Origin of the sequence: Terrabacter terrigena, from assembly GCF_042676085.1 — a bacterium.
In the GTDB taxonomy this organism is placed as follows: Bacteria; Actinomycetota; Actinomycetes; order Actinomycetales; family Dermatophilaceae; genus Terrabacter; species Terrabacter terrigena.
Genome location: NZ_JBHTKH010000027.1, coordinates 12,128 through 29,060 on the forward strand (window position 1 = coordinate 12,128; position 16,933 = coordinate 29,060).

Here is a 16,933-nt window from a genome sequence, read left to right on the forward strand (position 1 = left end):
GTGCGCCACGCGTCTCAGGGCAGGCCGAGCAGGTCGCGCACGTCGTCGGCGGTGATGGCGCCCGACAGCGAGCCGCCCTCGTCGACGACCCGCTGGAACAGGTCGCGCTTGCGCTCCTGGAGGGCGACGACCTTCTCCTCGATGGTGGCCGCCGACACGAGGCGGTAGACGGTGACGGGCCGGTTCTGGCCGATGCGGTGCGCCCGGTCGATGGCCTGGGCCTCGGCGGCGGGGTTCCACCACGGGTCGAGCACGTAGACGTAGTCGGCCTCGGTGAGCGTGAGCCCGAACCCACCGGCCTTGAGGCTGATGAGGAACGCCGTCGCGTCGCCCTCGCGGAAGCCACGGACGACCGACTGCCGGTCGGTCGTCGACCCGTCGAGGTAGGCCGTGTCGAGGCCGGCGCGGGTCAGGGCGCTCTCGACGATGCGCAGGAACCCGGTGAACTGGCTGAACACGAGTGCCCGGTGACCCTCGGCCGCCAGCTCGCGCAGCTGGTCGACGAGGAACTCGATCTTCGACGGTGTGCCCTTGCCGGCATGCACCTCGTCGACGAGCACCGGGTCGAGGGCGAGCTGGCGCAGCCTGGTGAGCGCCGCGAGGATCGCGACCCGGTTGGCCTCGGGGTCGTCGAGCAGGCCGAGCACCCGCTGCCGCTCGCGCTGGAGGTGCTGGTCGTAGATGTGCCGGTGGACAGGGTGCGGGTCGAGGGCCACCACCTGGATCTGCTTGGGGGGCAGGTCGATCGCGACCTGCTCCTTCGTGCGACGGAGCATCAGCGGCCGGATGCGCCGCCGCAGGAGGTCCAGCAGCTCGGGCCGCTCACCGGACTCGATGGGCTTGCGGTAGCTCTTCGTGAAGACGTCGGGCCGCGGGTAGAGGCCGGGAGCGGTGAGCGACAACAGCGACCAGAGGTCCATGAGGGAGTTCTCGAGCGGCGTGCCGGTGACGGCGATGGTGAACGGGGCACCGAGCCGTCGCGCCGCGAGGTGGGTCTTGGCCTGGCGGTTCTTGACGAACTGCGCCTCGTCGAGCACCACGCCGCCCCACCCGACGCCGCGGAACGCGTCCTCGTCGAGGCGCAGGACGGCATACGAGGTGATGACGACCCCGGCACCGGCGACGACGTCGGCGAGCGGCACCCCGCGCTTGCGCTCGGTGGCGGTGACCGCCACCGCCGCGAGGTGCGGTGCGAACGTCTCGAGCTCGCCCATCCACGTGCCGACGACGCTCGTCGGGGCGACGACGAGCACCGGCCCGCGTGCCTCGGCGCCCGCCGACCCGAGCTCACCACGGTCGTGGGCGCGCACGAGGGCCGCGATGACCTGGAGCGTCTTGCCCAGCCCCATGTCGTCGGCGAGGATGCCGCCGATGCGGGCGTCCCACAGGCGGGCCAGCCAGCGGTAGCCGTCGAGCTGGTAGGGCCGCAGCGTCGCCCGGAGGTCGGGTGGCACGTCGGCGAGCGGGCCTGACTCGAGCGAACCGAGGGCCTCGACGCTCGCGGCCCATCGGGCACTCTGCTCGTCGACCACGCCGAGGGCGACGAGCTCGTCCCACAGGTCGGCGTGGTGGGCGCTGAGCCTCAGCTCGCCGGTCTCGGGGTCGGCGATCTCGCGGGCCTCCTCGATGAGGTCGCGCAGCCGCAGCAGCTCGGGACGGTCGAGCCGGAAGAACGAGCCGGAGTCGAGCAGCATGATCTCGTCGCCACGGGCGATCGCGGCGAAGAGCGGTTCGAAGGGGACGTCCTCGCCGTCGACCTCGACCGACACGTGCAGGTCGAACCAGTCACCGGGATCGGAGCTCGGCCCGTGCTGCGGCTCGCCCGTGCCGAGCCGCACGACCGGCGCCGAGGTGACCTCCTCGTAGGGCGGCAGGTCGCCCTCGACCTCGACGGTGACGTGCTCGTCCGACTCGAGCTCGGCGAGGGTGTCGCCGACGAAGCGGGCCGCCTGCAGCCCGGTCAGCACCACCCGGGGCACGAGGTAGGGGTGGCCGCCGAGGTCGGAGCGCAGCGCCCCCGGCACCTGGCGCAGTGAGGTCGCCGCCCGCACCGCGGCGGCCTCGGCGTCTCGGTCGCGGCCACCCGCGGTGCCGAACCGTGCCGTCGTGAAGGGACGGGGGCGGCCGTCGTAGGCGTGGCCGAGGTCGAGGCGCACCTCCCCCGGCACGTCGCTGACGACCCTGACGTGGACCGTGACCCGCTCGGGCTGAGCGGCCTGCGCCACCTCGGGCGCCGGCAGCGGCACCTCGGAGCGGATGCGCAGCCGCTGCCGCAGGCCCGGCACCACGGAGCGCAGGAAGCGGGCGCGCTCGTCGGCCGGCACCCGCAGGCCGGCGAGCGCCGACTCGAGGGCCGCGGGTCCGAGGTCGAGCTCCTGCTCGAGCGGCACGAAGGTGAGCTCGCCGTCCTCTCCCTCGACGGCCAGGGCGTGCACGGGGTCGCCCAGCAGGAGCCGCTCGCCGGTCGCCTCGGGCGGGAGCCCGTCGATCTCCACGTCGAGGTCGAGGTCGCCCGTGCCGTCGGCGGCCCGCCTGACGTGGAGCACGAGGGTGGCGGCATCGTCGACGACGTGGACCGGGCCGGTGACGCCCTCGCCGGGCAGGATCTCGATGCCCGCGGCACGCGCATCGCGCAGCAGTGGCCACACGTCCGCGCTCGCGTCGAGGGAGAGCGGCGGCGTGGCGGAGAAGTAGGTCGTGCCGCCCGAGCCGTGGCGGGCGACGTCGTGGAGCCGGCCCATGATGCGCTCGTGCTCGGGCAGGAAGCGGATGCCGGGACGCCACTGCGGCAGGGCGTCGTGCCACGACAGGGTGCGGTGCCACGTGCCGGCGCGGGTCCAGCGCGTGGGACGCAGGCCGTAGCTCAGCTCGGGCACGCCCCGGCGCCCGCGCTGGTCGCGGTAGACGGTGTCGACGAAGAGCCCGGCGGGCATGAGGTCGCCACGTGGCTCGGGGCGCGAGGCTGTGGGGGCGGCCTCGACCCGACGCTGCCGGATGTGCCCGAGCACGTCGGCCCAGTGCGGGGGCACGACGACGCCCGGCGAGGTCACGGCCTGCACGGCGGCAGCGGTGTCGTCGGCCGTCGTCGGCGCCTCGTCGTCGGGTGGCCCGAGCACGGTGCCGTGGGCGACGTCGCGGGCCGTGAGCATGAGGGCGACGACGTGCTTGCAGTCGCTGCCGACGGGGCAGCTGCACCGGCCGCTCCACAGGTGCGCGCGGCCCTTCGGGTGCGGTCGGGCCTCGATGATCGTCTGGTAGGTCGTCTGGTCCTGCCCGGAGCCGCCGCCCTCGATGGTGCCGAGGAGCATCATCCCGTCGGGACGGGTCGCCAGCGAGCGCACGCGGCGCTCGGCGGCATACGCCCGGCCGCGGTCGAAGGTGCGCGTGCCGACCTGCTGCGAGATGTCGGGGTCGGTGACGTCACCGACCCACGTCGCCCGCCCCACGCTCCACGCCACCTCAGCACTCTACGTTCGCGCACCGACACCGGCGGCGCCGTCCCCAGGCTCGGGCAGGATGGGGCCATGCCCGGCACTCCCGACCCCCGCGACCTGACGCTCGCGGACTTCCCGGTCCACCGGCGGGTCACGACCCGGTGGTCCGACAACGACATGTACGGCCACCTCAACAACGCCGTCTACTACGAGCTGTTCGACTCCGCCATCAACGGCTGGCAGGCCGAGCACGTGGCCATCGACCCGCTGACCGACGCCACCCAGGGCGTCGTGGCCGAGTCGGGCTGCGCCTTCTACGCCGAGGTCGCCTTCCCGGCCCCGCTCGTCGTCGGCATCCGCGTGACGCGCATCGGCACGAGCAGCGTCACCTACCAGCTGGGCCTCTTCGTCGACCCGCAGCGCACCGGCACGGGCGGTGGCCCGGCACCGGACCCTGCCATCAAGGCCCTCGGCCACTGGGTCCACGTCGAGATCGACGCCACGACGCGTCGCTCCACCCCGATCCCCGACCACCTGCGCCGCCTCATGGAGACGGCGGTGGTACCGGTGCCGGCATGACCGGCGACGTCACGCGCGACCACCTCGACCCTCTCGACGAGACGTGGGAGGCCTGGACCACCCGGGTCGCGGCCGACCTCGCCGCGCTCGCCGACGACGAGTGGGTGACCTTCACCGTCCACCTGCGGTCTCGGGCTTCGAGCACGTATGCCGCCGAGCAGGCCCCGTCGCGCCAGCGCAGGTGGCGCCGCACCCGCGGCCCGGGCGGCGAACCGGCCCCGGTCCCCGACGTCTTCGTGCAGGCCCGGCGCGTCGGCGAGGTGCTCGCCATGGAGTGCATCGCCGACACGGAGTTCGAGGGGCTCACCGACCTGACGGGCGAACAGCTGCGAGCCCTCGTCGGGCTCGGCTGGGAGCCCGACGGCGAACCGGACCTCAGCCGCACCTTCGCCGTCGGCGACCCCGCCGCGGCGGGGCTGCTCCGGGCGAGTCTCGAGGGCGTGCTGGGTGCCGGATCGCCGGCCGAGGTCGACGTCAGGCGGGCAACGAGACGCTAGCCGCTCAGCGGCCCTGGGCGACCCGCCGTGCCGCCCGCTTCATGACGGCCGTGTAGGCCGGCCGCACGAATCGTTTTGCACGCCAAGCGATCTGGCCGTCGCGATCGGTCAGGATGACGTCCTTGCGGGCATCGATGCCGCGGATGACGGTAGCCGCGACCTCGTCGGCCGAGCGTCTCGAGCCGCTCACCAGCTTCTTGCCGGCCTGCTCCATCTCGGTGTCGGCACCCTGGAACGAGGCGCCGAGGTTCGTCCGGAAGAACGACGGGCAGACGACCGAGACGGCGACGCCGTGCGGTGCCAGCTCGTGCGAGAGGGTCTCGCTCAGGGCGACGACCCCGGCCTTGACCGTGTTGTAGGCCGACATGCCGGGCGCGTGCACGAGCCCGGCCAGGGAGGCCGTGTTGACGATGTGCCCGCCGCCCTGCTCCTTGAAGAGGGGAGTGAAGGTGCGACAGCCGCGCACGACGCCGAGCAGGTTGATGTCGACGATCCAGTGCCACTCGTCCATGCTCGCCACGTCGATGCGGCCTCCCGCGGCGACACCGGCGTTGTTGACGAGCAGGTCGAGGCCGCCCCAGGTCTCGCGCACGTGGTCGAGCGCCGCCGTCCACGCCTCGTCGCTGCGCACGTCGAGCGCGAGGTACTCGACAGCCGGCGGGAGGGCGTCCGGCCGACCCGTCTGGACGTCCGTCGCGAGCACGCGGTCGCCGCGGGCGGCGAGGGCGCGCACGAGCGACAGGCCGAGACCGGAGGCGGCGCCGGTGACGAGGACACGACTGGGGGAACGAGGCGGCATACAGCCGACCCTAGGGCCTGCGGGCAGGCCCCCGAGGCCCATGACGGATCCGTCACGCCCGGTACTAGCACCAACGTCCGATGGTCGCTACTTCCGAGTCGCGAAGACACTTCGACCACGTTCTACTGGAATTCACCGGGCGTTTCCCCCTCGGCAAGGAGGCATCATGGGTCGCTACGTGTTCTCGTCGCACGACGGGTTCGGCCTGGGTCACACCCGCCGCAACGCGCTCATCGCCCGTGAGGTCGCTCGGCTCGACCCGACCGCAGAGATCGTCCTCGTCACCGGCGTGCAGCGCCCGCCGGCATGGCTGGAGGACCCGCGGTTCTCCGTCGTCCGGGTGCCGTCGCTCATCAAGGACCAGACCGGCAGCTACGGCTGCGAGGGCATGGACTTCCGGACAGCCGTCGCCGAGCGCGCCCGCGTCTTCGGCTCGCTCGTCGCGGACCTGCGGCCCGACGTCGTGGTCGTCGACCGGCACCCGTTCGGCACCGCGGGCGAGCTGCGGCCCGGCCTGGCCGAGGCCCGCCGGCAGGGCGCCACGATCCTGCTCGGCCTGCGCGACGTCCTCGACGACACGGCCACGGTGCGTCGCGAGCTCCAAGGTCCCGGCTGGCAGGGCGTGGGCGACGTCTACGACGAGCTGCTCGTCTTCGGCAGCCCTCTCCTGTGCGACCACGAACGCGACTACGGCCTGCCCTACCCGGCCCGCTACTGCGGGTGGGTCGTCGAGCGCCCGGCCCGCCAGGTGCGTGACAAGAGCACGGTCGTGGTGAGCGCCGGCGGTGGAGGCGACGGCGAGACCCTCTTCCGGCTCGGGATCGAGGCGCTGCGGCGTCGCCCGGCCCTGCGCGGCGTCGTCACGGCCGGGCCGTACGCCGGCGACTGGCTGCGCCGGCTCGTCCGCGGCGACCGCGAGCTCGCCGGCCGGCTGGAGCTGCGGCGTGGCGGCGGCTCGACGGTCGACCTCTTCGCCGGTGCGGGCGCCGTCGTCCAGATGTGCGGCTACAACAGCACGGTCGAGGCCCTCGCGGCCGGCCAGCGCGCCATCCTCGTGCCCCGGCGCGCCCCCCGGCGCGAGCAGGCCATCCGCGCCGGCCGCCTCGCCTCGCTCGGCCTCGCCGACGTGCTCGACGAGACGGCCACCCCGGAGGAGGTCGCCTGGCTGCTCGACCAGCCACGGCGCCTCTCGCAGAAGGCCTGCGCACGGGCCGGCATCTCGTTCGACGGCGCCACCCTGGCGGCCCAGGCCGTCACCTCGCGCGCGCTGGAGGCGGTCGCATGATCCAGACCCTGCACCTGTTGCGGCCGTATGCCGCCAAGCACCGTCGCGCTCTCGCCCTCGGTGGGGCGCTCGCCATCCTCGAGGTGCTCGTGGGGCTGGCCCAGCCGTGGCCGGTATCGCTGCTCGTCGGTGACGTGCTCACCCGGGCGGCAGACGGCTCCGGCGGCACGGCGGGCATCGCGAAGGGGCTGTCGCCGGGTGCCGCGGTGGCCATCGGCGTCGCCTCCCTCGTCGTCATCTACGTGCTCGCCGCGGTCGTCGACTACTGGTCGACCCGGTTGCTCTCCTCGACCGGGCTCCGGATGGCGGCCGACGTGCGCGTCGACGTCTACACCCACCTGCAGCGGCAGTCGCTGCAGTACCACGCCCACCAGCGGGTCGGAGACCTCACCTCCCGGGTCACCTCCGACGTCGACCGCATGCAGGACCTGCTCGTGCAGACCCTCGCGGTGCTGCTGCCCAACTCGATGCTCGTCGTGGGCATGGCGACCGTCATGGTGCTGCTCGACCCGACCTTCGCCGTCGTCGCCTTCCTCGCAACCCCGCTGCTGGGCTTCGTGATCTTCCGGTCGACGCGGGCGCTCAAGTCCGCCGCCCGAAGGGCTCGAACGGCTGACGGACAGGTGGCAGCTGCCGCCGCGGAGGGCCTGTCCGTCATGCCGCTCGTCCAGGCGTCGTCGCTCGAGGAGCGGATGCGCGACCGCATGGAGTCGCTCTCGGTGACGAGCCTCAACCAGGGTCTCGAGGCGACCCGGCTGCAGGCGCGGTTCAGCCCGGTCGTCGACGTGGCGAGCGCGGCCTCCGTCGCGGTCGTGCTCGCCGTCGGCTCGTGGCGCGTGATCGAGGGCCGCCTCAGCGTGGCCGTGCTGCTCGTCTTCCTCGGCTACGTCTCCAGCCTGTACAAGCCGCTCAAGGCCCTGGCCAAGCTCTCGACGATCACCTCGAAGGGCACCGCGGCGGCCGAGCGCGTCGCCGACGTGCTCAGCCTCGTCCCCGCGGTGCGCAGCGCCCCCGACGCCGTTCCGGCCGGCCGGCTCACGGGCCGCATCGACCTGGTCGACGTGACGTTCAGCTACGGCCGGGAGCCGGTGCTGCGCGACCTCACCCTCCACGTCGACGCGGGCGAGACGCTCGCACTGGTCGGGCGCACCGGGGCCGGCAAGAGCACGGTGGCCGCCCTGGTGCCGCGCCTCATGGACGTGCAGTCCGGTCGGGTGCTGCACGACGGCCGCGACGTGCGCACCCTCGAGCTCGCCAGCCTCCGCTCGCAGGTCTCGCTCGTGCTGCAGGACTGCGTGCTGCTCCACGGCACGCTCTACGACAACATCGCCTGCGGCCGGCCCGGCGCGACCCAGACCGAGGTCATGCGCGCCGCGAAGCTCGCCCTCGTCGACGAGTTCGCGCACCGGCTCCCCCGGGGGCTCGACACGCCGGTCGGCGAGCGCGGCGTGATGCTCTCGGGCGGCCAGCGCCAGCGCATCGCCATCGCCCGGGCGATCCTGCGGGACACCCCGATCCTCGTCCTCGACGAGCCCACGAGCGCCCTCGACGTCCAGTCGGAGCAGCTCATCGTGCAGGCCCTCGAGGCCCTGCCCCGGGACCGCACGATGCTCGTCATCGCGCACCGTCTCTCGACCGTCCGACGCGCCGACCGGGTGGCCGTCATGGAGGGCGGACGTCTCGTCGAACAGGGAGCACCCGAGTGGCTCCTGCGCGGTGGTGGACACTTCGCCCGGCTCGCCGGAGCAGGCGAGGGGCTGTTCGTCACCGACACCGCACTACCGGCCGACGGGGGCCGGCGATGAGCCAGGCAGCAGCCACCACCCCGACCGCCGCCCCCGCGGTCGGGCCGGTGGCTGCACCGCCTGGCCCTTCCGCCCCCGTCGGTCCGGTCCTCTACGTGCTCAAGCGTTTTCCGCGGCTGTCAGAGACGTTCGTGCTCCGCGAGGTGCTCGGCCTCGAGGCCGCCGGGGTCCGCGTTCTCGTCGACGCCCTCCTGCCGCCGGAGGACTCCCCGACGCACGCCGAGCTCGACGCGGTGTGCGCCGAGGTGCGCTACGTGCCGAGGCACGCCCGGCTGCGCGACCCGGCAAGCGCGAGAGCGCACCTCGGCCTCGTGCTGCGCCGTCCGCTGCGCTGGTCGGCGCTGGCGCTGCGCGCGCGTCGCGACGACACGTGGCGGCGTTTCGTCCAGGGCGGCATCGTCGCCGAGCGCGTACGCCGTGAGGGCGTGACCCACGTGCACGCGCACTTCGCGACAGCGTCGTCCGAGGTCGCCGTCGTCGCGGCCGCCCTCGCGGGGGTGTCGTGCTCGGTCACGGCACACGCGAAGGACATCTACCACCACGACAACGCACCGCACCTGGCGCGCCGGCTGTCGGGCGTCGACACGGTCGTCACGGTCTCGGGCCACAACGTGGCCCACCTCGAGTCGGTCGTGCGGGAGGGCGGCGTACGCGCCTCGGTGCGTCACGTCCCCAACGGCGTCGGCCTCGGCCCCGTGGCCGACCCGGCGACCGGCACGTCGCTGCTCTGCGTCGCGCGTCTCGTGCCGAAGAAGGGCGTCGACCTGATCGTCCGGGCCGCTGCCCTCCTCGCCGACGATCACCCCGACCTCGTCGTCGACATCATCGGCGACGGGCCGCTGCGGCCCGAGCTCACATCTCTCGCGAACTCATTGGGGCTCGCGGATCGTGTTCGCTTCCACGGCGCGGCCACCGCGGACGAGGTACAGGCGGCCCTCGCGGGTTGCCGGGCGTTCGTGCTGCCGTGCCGCATCGACGCCGACGGCGACCGGGACGGCATGCCGACGGTGCTCGTGGAGGCGCTCGCCCGCGCGGTGCCGGTCGTGTCGACCGACGTCGTCGGCATCGGCGAGCTCGTCGTCGACGGCGCGACCGGGCTGCTCGTCCCGCCCGACGACGTCGACGCCCTCGCGACCGCGCTCGACCGGCTGCTCCGCGACCCCGCCCTCGCCACGAGCCTGGGCCTGGCCGGACGACGCCTCGTCGCCCAGCGCTACAGCCCTGCCGATGCCACGGCGGCTCTTCTCGACGTCTTCGCCGGCGCGTCCGGCCACGCAGGAGGTGCGGCATGAGGGTCCTGGTGCTCTGCTCCGACACCGGCGTGCGGGTCGGCGACGGCAAGGGAGCTGCGCTGCACCTGCTTGCGATCACGTCGGCGTTCGCGGCCCTCGGGCACGACGTCGAGGTCGTCGGCGTCGCCGCGAACCCGGACGGACCGCTCGAGGCGTGGCCGGTGCCGTGCCACCTCGTCGACCACCCCGGCCGAGCCGAGGGTGAGCTGCGCGAGCGCCGGAAGCGCGAGACCGTCGAGAGCGTGGCCGAGCTGGCACTGTCCGTCTGTGCCCGCCTGCAGCCCGACGTCGTCTACGAGCGGCTGTCGCTCTTCGGGACTGCCGGCACGCGGGTCGCCGCAGTGACAGGGGCCGTCCACGTGCTCGAGGTGAACGCCCTGCTCGCGGCCGAGGAGGCGCGGTGGCGCGGGCTCGTCGCCGGCGACCTGGCCGCAGCGGTCGAGGACGAGGTGCTGCGGTCGGCCGACCTGCGCGTCGCGGTGAGCGAGGAGGTGGCCGGCGCGGTTCGCGCCGTTGCCCCCGGGCCGACCGAGGTCGTGCCCAACGGCTTCGACGCACGCCTCTTCAGCGGCACGCCCGACCGCGTCGCCGCCCGCGCCGAGCTCGGACTCGCCCATGACGGCCCGCTGCTCTGCTTCACCGGTTCGCTCCGCGCCTGGCACGGGCTCGACATCGCCGTCGAGGCCCTGCCGCTGCTCCCCGACGCCGTCCACCTCGTCGTCGCCGGCGACGGACCGGTGCGAGACGGGTTGACCTCTCGCTCCGCGGAGCTCGGCGTCGCCGACCGGGTGCACTGGCTCGGGCAGGTGCAGCACGCGAGCATCCCGACCGTGCTCGCGGCGAGCGATGTGGCGCTGGCGCCCTACCCGCCGCTCGCCGACTTCGCGTTCTCCCCGCTCAAGCTCTACGAGTACCTCGCCGCGGGCACCCCGGTCGTCGCGAGCGCCATCGGCCAGCTGCCCGAGGCGTTGGGCCACGGCCGGTGGGGACGTCTCGTGACTCCGGGCGACCCGGCCGCGCTCGCCGACGGCATACGCGACGTGCTCGCCGACCCCGTGGGCTCGCTGGCGCGGGCCGAGATGGCTCGCGACTACGCACACGCCGAGCACGCTTGGGAGAGCAGGGCTTCCGACATCGTGCATGCGGTCTCCGCGCTGAGGGTCGAGGCAGACCGTGCCCTTCCCCGCTGACCACCCTGCTGTCCTCGACCCCGCGCTCGCCGAGTGGGCGGGAGGGATCGACGCGGTCGCGCCGGGCGCTGTGCCCGGGCCCGTGCTGCGCCACCTGCCGGGGCGCCGCGTCGCGGTGCTCGCCCAGCTGGGACGCAGGACGGTCGTCGTCAAGGTGTTCGCGTCGCCCCGGGCGCGGGGCAACGCCCGCCGGCTGCTGGCCCTGGCAGCAACCCCCGTCGCCGGCATCGTGCCGGCGGTCGTGGGCTGCGACCACGCGGGCCACGTGCTCGCGGTGACCTACCGGGACGGCACCATCCCCGACGACCTCCCCGACGCCGCGTACGCCGGTCGCTTCGCGGCCGTCGGGCGCGCCCTGAGGAGCCTGCACGACAGCGGCGCAGAGCTCGACCGGGAGTGGGGACGCGACCAGGAGGTCGACCAGCTCGTACGCCGACACGTCCCGGCGACGGCCGAGCTGGTGCACCACCTCGAGGTCTCGACCCAGTGGCTCCGGGCAGCGCCTGCCGTGCCGTCGCACCGCGACTTCCACACGCGCCAGGTGGTCGTGACGACCGACGGCGGCATCGCCCTCATCGACCTCGACGACGCGGCGATGTCCCCGCGCGGGCTCGACGTCGGCAACATGGTCGGACACCTCGTGCGCGAGCGCGTGACCGGTCGGCGACCCGCGTCGGTGACCGAGGCGGCGACCGCGGCGTTCCTCGAGGGCTACGGCGAGTGCGACGACCTCGACGCCGCGACGCTCGAGGCCTGGACGACGCTGACGCTCGTGCGGCTCGCCGCCCTGGCCGAGACCCGCCACCAGGACCCGGACCAGCGCGACGCCCTGGTCGCGCACGTGCGGCGCCTGCGCTCGATGGACGGGGCGGCCGTCACCGGACCGTGAGCGTCACCTTGCCGTGGGCGCGACGCTCGTCGATCTCGGTGAGCGCCGCGGTGACGTCGGCGAGCGGGTGGCGCGTGCCGACCGGCGGGTCGAGCGCACCGTTCTCCAGGAGCGGCAGGATCGCGTCCCACTGGGTGCGCAGGTAGGTGGGGTCGGGCATCCAGAAGGCACCCCAGCCGACCCCGACGACGCTGAGGTTGCCCAGGAGCAGGCGGTTGACCTTGACCTCGGGGATCTGGCCGGCCGTGAACCCGATGACGAGGAGCCGGCCCTCGGGCGCGAGGCTGCGGAGACTGTCGGTGAAGCGGTCGCCACCGACCGGGTCGACGACCACGTCGACGCCGCGGCCGTCCGTGAGCTCCTTGGCCCGCGAGAGGAACTCGTCCGCGAGCACGACGTGGTGGGCGCCGGCGGCCTCGGCTGTCGCCGCCTTGTCGGCGGCTGACACGACGGCGATGACGCGGGCGTCCATGGCCCGGGCCAGCTGGATCGCAGCGGTGCCGATCCCGCCGGCCGCGCCGTGGACGAGCACGACCTCTCCCCGCTCTAGCCCTCCTCGCCGGGTGAGGGCGAAGTGCACGGTGAGATAGTTCATCGGCAGGGCCGCGCCCGCCTCGAAGCCGACGGAGTCGGGCAGCGGGAAGACCATCGCCTCCGGCACGGCGACCGTCTCGGCGAAGGCGCCCAGAACGGGGAACGCCGCGACGCGGTCGCCGGCGCGGAACGCACTGCCGGGCGCTGCCTCGCGTACGACGCCGGCACACTCGGCGCCCGGCACGAACGGCAGGTCGGGGCGCATCTGGTAGAGCCCCTTGCTCATCAGCACGTCGGGAAAGCTGACCCCGGCCTCGTGCACGTCGACGAGCACGTGGCCGGGCTCGAGGGCCGGCTCGGGCAGGTCCTCGATGACGAGGCTGCCAGGGCCGTCGAGGTGGGTGACTCGTGCTGCGCGCATCAGGCTCCTCGGGTGGGCGTGGGACGGACGGTGAACGGAGCCCGGAGGAGGTCGGCGTCGCGCGAGCTCGGGCCGACGAGCAGCTCGAAGTCTCCCGGCTCGACGACGCGACGGCTCGCGGGGTCGACGATGGTGCAGGCAGCGACCGGGACCTCGATCTCGACGGTGACGGACTCGCGCGGCGGCACGACGACCCGGCGGAACGCCTTGAGCTCCTTGGACGCCCACGTGACGCTGGTGACGACATCGTGCACGTACGCCTGCACGACCTCGTGCGCGGGACGCTCGCCCTCGTTGGTGACCGTCACGGTCGCGCGGACCGTGTCGACCTCGGTGAGGTCGGTGCCACCGGTGACGGTGAGCCCGGACCAGGTGGTCGTCGTGTACGTGAGTCCCTCGCCGAAGACGAACTGGGGCTCCTGCGTGAGGTCGGCGTAGCGGTGCCCGTGCTGCCCCCGGACCTGGTTGTAGTAGGTCGGCTGCTGGCCCACGTGGCGCGGGATCGACAGCGGCAGGCGCCCCGACGGTTCGATGTGACCGAGCACGAGCTCGGCGACGGCGCGCCCGCCTCGCATGCCGGGGCTGAAGGCCTCGATGACGGCGGCTGCGTCCAGGGCGCTGGGCGGGAGGACCGCGGGCTTGGTGTGGAGGAGGACCACGACGGTCGGCGTTCCCGTGGCGACGACGGCGTCGAGGAGGGCGACCTGGCCGCCCTGCAGCTCGAGCGTCGCCGTCGAGCAGCCCTCCCCCGTCAGGGCCATCGTGTCGCCGAGCACGACGACGGCGAGGTCGGCGTCGCGGGCCGCCCCGACCGCCTCGGCGAGCTGGTCGGCGTCGACGGGAGCCGCGACGGAGACGGGAGGACGCGGCTGGCCGTCGGGGAAGAGCGGGCCGTCGGGGTCGGGGACGAGCCGCTCGATCTCGGCGCCGCGGGCGTACGTGACGGTCCAGTGTTCGGGGACGACCGCCCGGAAGCCGTCGAGCACGGTCTCGACCGTCTCGCGCGGGTGGCCGTCGGGCATCCAGTCGACCTGCCCGGACGCGCCGGCCCAGTCGCCGAGGTTCGCCTGCGGGTCGTCGGCGTTGGGGCCGATGACGGCAACCGTGCGCGCGGGGGCGTCGAGTGCGCGGGCGGGGCCTGCGGCATACGGGAGCGTGCCGTCGTTGGTGAGGAGGACGAGCGACCGGCGGGCGACCTCGAGGTTGAGGGCGGTGTGCTCGGGCGAGCCGACGGCGGCCTGGCGGGCGAGGTCAGGCGCCCGTGGGTTCTCGAAGAGGCCGAGCTCGAGCTTGACCCGGAGGATGCGACGCACTGCCTCATCGATCTGCTTCTCCCCCAGCAGGTTTCGGGCCACCGCCTCCTGGGCCGCCTCGAAGAAGGCCGGTGTCGTCATGACGAGGTCGTTGCCGGCCCTGACGGCCACCGTGGCTGCCTCGACGTCGTCGGCGCAGACCTTCTGCTCCCAGACCATGCGGCCGACGTTGTCCCAGTCGGTGACGAGGGTGCCGGTGAAGCCCCACTGCTGCTTGAGCACGTCGTCGAGGAGCCACCCGTTTGCGGTCACCGGGACACCGTCGATGGACTGGTAGCCGAGCATGAAGGTGCGACAGCCCTCCTGCACCGCGCGCTCGAACGGCGGCAGGAACCAGGAGGCGAGCTTGCGGCGGCTGAGGTCGGCCTCGCTCGCGTCGCGGCCGCCCTGCGTCTCGGAGTAGCCGGCGAAGTGCTTGGCGCAGGCGAGGATGGCGGTCGGGTCGGTGAGGCCGTCGCCCTGGTAGCCGCGGACCATGGCGGCGCCGAGCTCACCGATGAGGTGGGGGTCCTCGCCGAAGGTCTCGCCCACTCGGCCCCAGCGCAGGTCGCGGGTGATGCAGAGCACCGGCGAGAAGGTCCAGTGGATGCCGGTCGCCGAGACCTCGACCGCGGTGACGCGGGCGGCCTGTTCGACGAGGTCGGGGTCCCACGTGCAGGCCATGCCGAGCTGGGTCGGGAAGATCGTGGCGCCCGGCCAGAACGAGTGGCCGTGGATGCAGTCGTCGGCTGTGAGCAGCGGGATGCCGAGGCGGGTCGCGGCTGCGAGCTCGATGGCGCGCGGCATGTCGTCGGGCGCGGTGTGCAGGATCGAGCCGGCCAGCTTCGTGCTCACGATGTCGTCGAGGTCGCCGCGGGCGTCGAGCTGGAGCATCTGCCCGACCTTCTCGGGCAGCGTCATCCGTGCGAGGAGGTCCTCGAGACGCTCCTCGACCGGGCGCGCCGGGTCGCGGTACGGCAGGTCAGTGGTGTCGTCATCGGCCACGGTGCGACGCTAGCCCACCTAGGCTGGAGCCGTGGTCGAGCCCCTGATCCGCCTGCCCGACGGCACCATCAAGCAGGTCAACCCGCTGACCGGGACCAAGGTCTGGACCTTGCCCGGGCGGGCGGCAAGACCGTTCGGGATGGCGGGTCAGCACCCGTTGCCGCTGGACCCTGGCGACCACGACCGGCACTGCGCATTCTGCTGGGGACGCATGTTCGAGACGACCCCGGAGATCGCGCGGGTCGTCCACGACGCCGACGGCTGGCGCGACGTGCGCGGTGTGCTCGCCGAGGACCTCGGCCTGACCGTGCCGGAGTTCCGCCTCATCCCGAACCTGTTCGAGATCCTCAGCTACGACTACTGGCACCTCAGCCACGGCTTCGAGCCGACGGCCGCGTCGCAGGCGCACCGGACGGCATACCTCGGGACGGTCGGCGGACGAGAGCACGTCACCGCCCTTGCCCGCATCCGGATGCGGGCGAGGGGCGCGGCCGGGGCCGACGCCGAGCCCCTTGCCGACGAGGACCTCTCGCGCGAGGCTGTTGCGCTCTTCGCCGGCAACCACCAGGTCGTCGTCGCGCGACGGCACTACGTCGACGGCGCCACCGACGACACGCAGCTCGCCGGGTCGGGAACGCTGACGCCCGAGGAGCACTGGAGATACACGGAGCTCACGGTTCGCGCGATGCACGACCTGTACCGCGACAACGCGTGCGCCCGCTACGTGTCCGTCTTCCAGAACTGGCTGTCGGCGTCGGGCGCGTCGTTCGACCACCTGCACAAGCAGGTCGTCGCGATCGACGAGCTCGGCGCGCAGAAGGAGCTCGAGATCGAGCGGCTGCGCACCGAGCCCGACGTGTTCGCCCACTGGGGACCCGGGTATGCCGCCGAGCAGGGGCTCGTTGTCGCGCGCACCGAGCACGCCGTCGCCTTCGCCGGCGTGGGCCACCGGTACCCGGCGCTCGTCGTGCACGTGACCGACGGCGGTGGCTGCCCGTGGGAGCTGGGCGACGAGCGGCTGCGCGAGTTCTCCGACCTCGTGCACGCGTGTCACGCGGCGACGGGAGTGCACGTGCCGTCGAACGAGGAGTGGCACCACCGCCCACCGTCGGTCGACCAGCCGATGCCGCTGCGGGCGGTGCTCAAGTGGCGCATCTCCACCCTTGCCGGCTTCGAGGGCGGCACGAAGATCTACGTGAACACGATCGACCCGTGGACGGTGCGCGAGCGGGCCGTCACGCGGTTGCGCGAGCTGACCGACTCCGGTCTCGTGTCCGACCGCATCACGGTCGGCTGAGGGCTCAGCGCCCGCGAAGCCGAGGTCACTCAGTCCGGTGCACCGCGACCTGTCTCGGCCTGGAGCCTCTCGATGTGCTCGGACGCCTCGGCCTTGGTCAGGTCGGCGGGAAGCGTCTGGCCGGCCTCGCGAGCCAGGGTCTCGAGGTAGCTCCGCTGGGCGCCCGTCATCGCCTCGTCACCGGTGACCCAGTCTTCGGGATCCTTGATGGCCGAGTCACCCGAGGTGCCGCCGATCAGGTCGTCGTTCGAAGGTGTGTTCGATGTGCTCATGGGGTCGGCGTACCCCGTAGGGTGCGTCGAACCACACACTCACACCCCTGGAAGGGAGGCACGGCCTCGTCGCGGTCGCGGTCATCGGGTGCGGTTGCCGGATCGAGCGCGCCGGCTGGTGGGTCGAGGCCTTCGCGCCAGTTCTTGGGGTAGGTGGTGTAGGTGCGGCCGGTGAGGGTGGTCCACTGCAGGCCGTGGTCGGGGATCTGGGTGCTGGTCCAGATGTGGTGGGTCTTGAGGTTGTGGTGCAGCCGGTGCTTGGCGGAGACGTTCGTCACGGACGTCTCGCCCACAGGCCAGGGGGTCTCGTGGTCGAGGTCGCAGCGGGTGGCGGGGACGTGG

The 16,933-nt window shown here is 73.4% G+C and carries 13 protein-coding genes and 1 pseudogene; 8 read left to right on the top strand and 6 right to left on the bottom strand.

Translation table 11 applies throughout. From position 1 onward, the window contains the following. Window positions 1-14: 14 nt before the first annotated feature. Window positions 15-3,458, bottom strand: coding sequence for a DEAD/DEAH box helicase (locus tag ACFQ2V_RS21035; RefSeq protein ID WP_386054946.1), 3,444 nt, complete (start codon window positions 3,456-3,458; stop codon window positions 15-17). Between the two features lie 66 nt (window positions 3,459-3,524). Here ACFQ2V_RS21035 and ACFQ2V_RS21040 point away from each other — a divergent pair, with 66 nt between their 5' ends. Both ACFQ2V_RS21040 and ACFQ2V_RS21045 read left to right on the top strand, forming a co-directional pair. Continuing rightward, window positions 3,525-4,013, top strand: coding sequence for an acyl-CoA thioesterase (locus ACFQ2V_RS21040; RefSeq protein ID WP_386054948.1), 489 nt, complete (start codon window positions 3,525-3,527; stop codon window positions 4,011-4,013). Then, window positions 4,010-4,510, top strand: coding sequence for a hypothetical protein (locus ACFQ2V_RS21045; protein WP_386054950.1), 501 nt, complete (start codon window positions 4,010-4,012; stop codon window positions 4,508-4,510). The genes ACFQ2V_RS21040 and ACFQ2V_RS21045 overlap by 4 nt, the downstream gene beginning before the upstream one ends. A 4-nt stretch (window positions 4,511-4,514) precedes the next feature. On the opposite strand, the gene ACFQ2V_RS21050 is transcribed toward ACFQ2V_RS21045, so the two are convergent. Continuing rightward, window positions 4,515-5,309 carry an SDR family NAD(P)-dependent oxidoreductase gene (locus tag ACFQ2V_RS21050; RefSeq protein ID WP_386054952.1) on the bottom strand — a complete coding sequence of 265 codons (795 nt, stop codon included), beginning with the start codon at window positions 5,307-5,309 and terminating at the stop codon, window positions 4,515-4,517. Window positions 5,310-5,475: 166 nt separating this feature from the next. Between ACFQ2V_RS21050 and ACFQ2V_RS21055 the strand changes: the two genes are divergently transcribed. The 5 genes from ACFQ2V_RS21055 to ACFQ2V_RS21075 are packed head-to-tail and all read left to right on the top strand — an operon-like array spanning window position 5,476 to window position 11,770. Further along, complete coding sequence (locus ACFQ2V_RS21055; protein WP_386054954.1) at window positions 5,476-6,594, top strand: glycosyltransferase family protein; 1,119 nt, start codon at window positions 5,476-5,478, stop codon at window positions 6,592-6,594. Next, entirely contained in the window at window positions 6,591-8,399 is a 1,809-nt protein-coding gene (locus ACFQ2V_RS21060; RefSeq protein WP_386054956.1) for an ABC transporter ATP-binding protein, read from the top strand. Before ACFQ2V_RS21055 ends, ACFQ2V_RS21060 begins: the two co-directional genes overlap by 4 nt. After that, window positions 8,396-9,691: a glycosyltransferase family 4 protein gene (locus tag ACFQ2V_RS21065; RefSeq protein ID WP_386054958.1), complete on the top strand. Its 1,296-nt coding sequence runs from the start codon at window positions 8,396-8,398 to the stop codon at window positions 9,689-9,691. The genes ACFQ2V_RS21060 and ACFQ2V_RS21065 overlap by 4 nt, the downstream gene beginning before the upstream one ends. Then, window positions 9,688-10,881 carry a glycosyltransferase family 4 protein gene (locus ACFQ2V_RS21070; RefSeq protein WP_386054960.1) on the top strand — a complete coding sequence of 398 codons (1,194 nt, stop codon included), beginning with the start codon at window positions 9,688-9,690 and terminating at the stop codon, window positions 10,879-10,881. Before ACFQ2V_RS21065 ends, ACFQ2V_RS21070 begins: the two co-directional genes overlap by 4 nt. After that, entirely contained in the window at window positions 10,865-11,770 is a 906-nt protein-coding gene (locus tag ACFQ2V_RS21075) for a phosphotransferase (protein ID WP_386054962.1), read from the top strand. The genes ACFQ2V_RS21070 and ACFQ2V_RS21075 overlap by 17 nt, the downstream gene beginning before the upstream one ends. Here the strand turns inward: ACFQ2V_RS21075 and ACFQ2V_RS21080 are convergent. Beyond that, entirely contained in the window at window positions 11,757-12,725 is a 969-nt protein-coding gene (locus ACFQ2V_RS21080) for an NADPH:quinone oxidoreductase family protein (RefSeq protein WP_386054964.1), read from the bottom strand. The two genes, ACFQ2V_RS21075 and ACFQ2V_RS21080, sit on opposite strands and share 14 nt — an antisense overlap. Further along, on the bottom strand, window positions 12,725-15,022 hold the full coding sequence (locus tag ACFQ2V_RS21085; RefSeq protein WP_386054966.1) for an exo-beta-d-1,3/1,6-glucosidase: 2,298 nt from the start codon (window positions 15,020-15,022) through the stop codon (window positions 12,725-12,727). Before ACFQ2V_RS21085 ends, ACFQ2V_RS21080 begins: the two co-directional genes overlap by 1 nt. A 31-nt stretch (window positions 15,023-15,053) precedes the next feature. On the opposite strand from ACFQ2V_RS21085, the gene ACFQ2V_RS21090 reads away from it, so the two are divergent. Beyond that, complete coding sequence (locus ACFQ2V_RS21090) at window positions 15,054-16,319, top strand: DUF4921 family protein (RefSeq protein ID WP_386054968.1); 1,266 nt, start codon at window positions 15,054-15,056, stop codon at window positions 16,317-16,319. A 29-nt stretch (window positions 16,320-16,348) separates the two neighbouring features. Here the strand turns inward: ACFQ2V_RS21090 and ACFQ2V_RS21095 are convergent, their stop codons facing one another. Together ACFQ2V_RS21095 and ACFQ2V_RS21100 are read right to left on the bottom strand one after the other, a co-directional pair. Then, window positions 16,349-16,591 carry a DUF3072 domain-containing protein gene (locus ACFQ2V_RS21095; protein ID WP_386054970.1) on the bottom strand — a complete coding sequence of 81 codons (243 nt, stop codon included), beginning with the start codon at window positions 16,589-16,591 and terminating at the stop codon, window positions 16,349-16,351. Then, window positions 16,588-16,933 (bottom strand): annotated as a pseudogene (locus ACFQ2V_RS21100) (hypothetical protein); the annotation flags it as partial. The gene ACFQ2V_RS21095 and the pseudogene ACFQ2V_RS21100, both read right to left, overlap by 4 nt.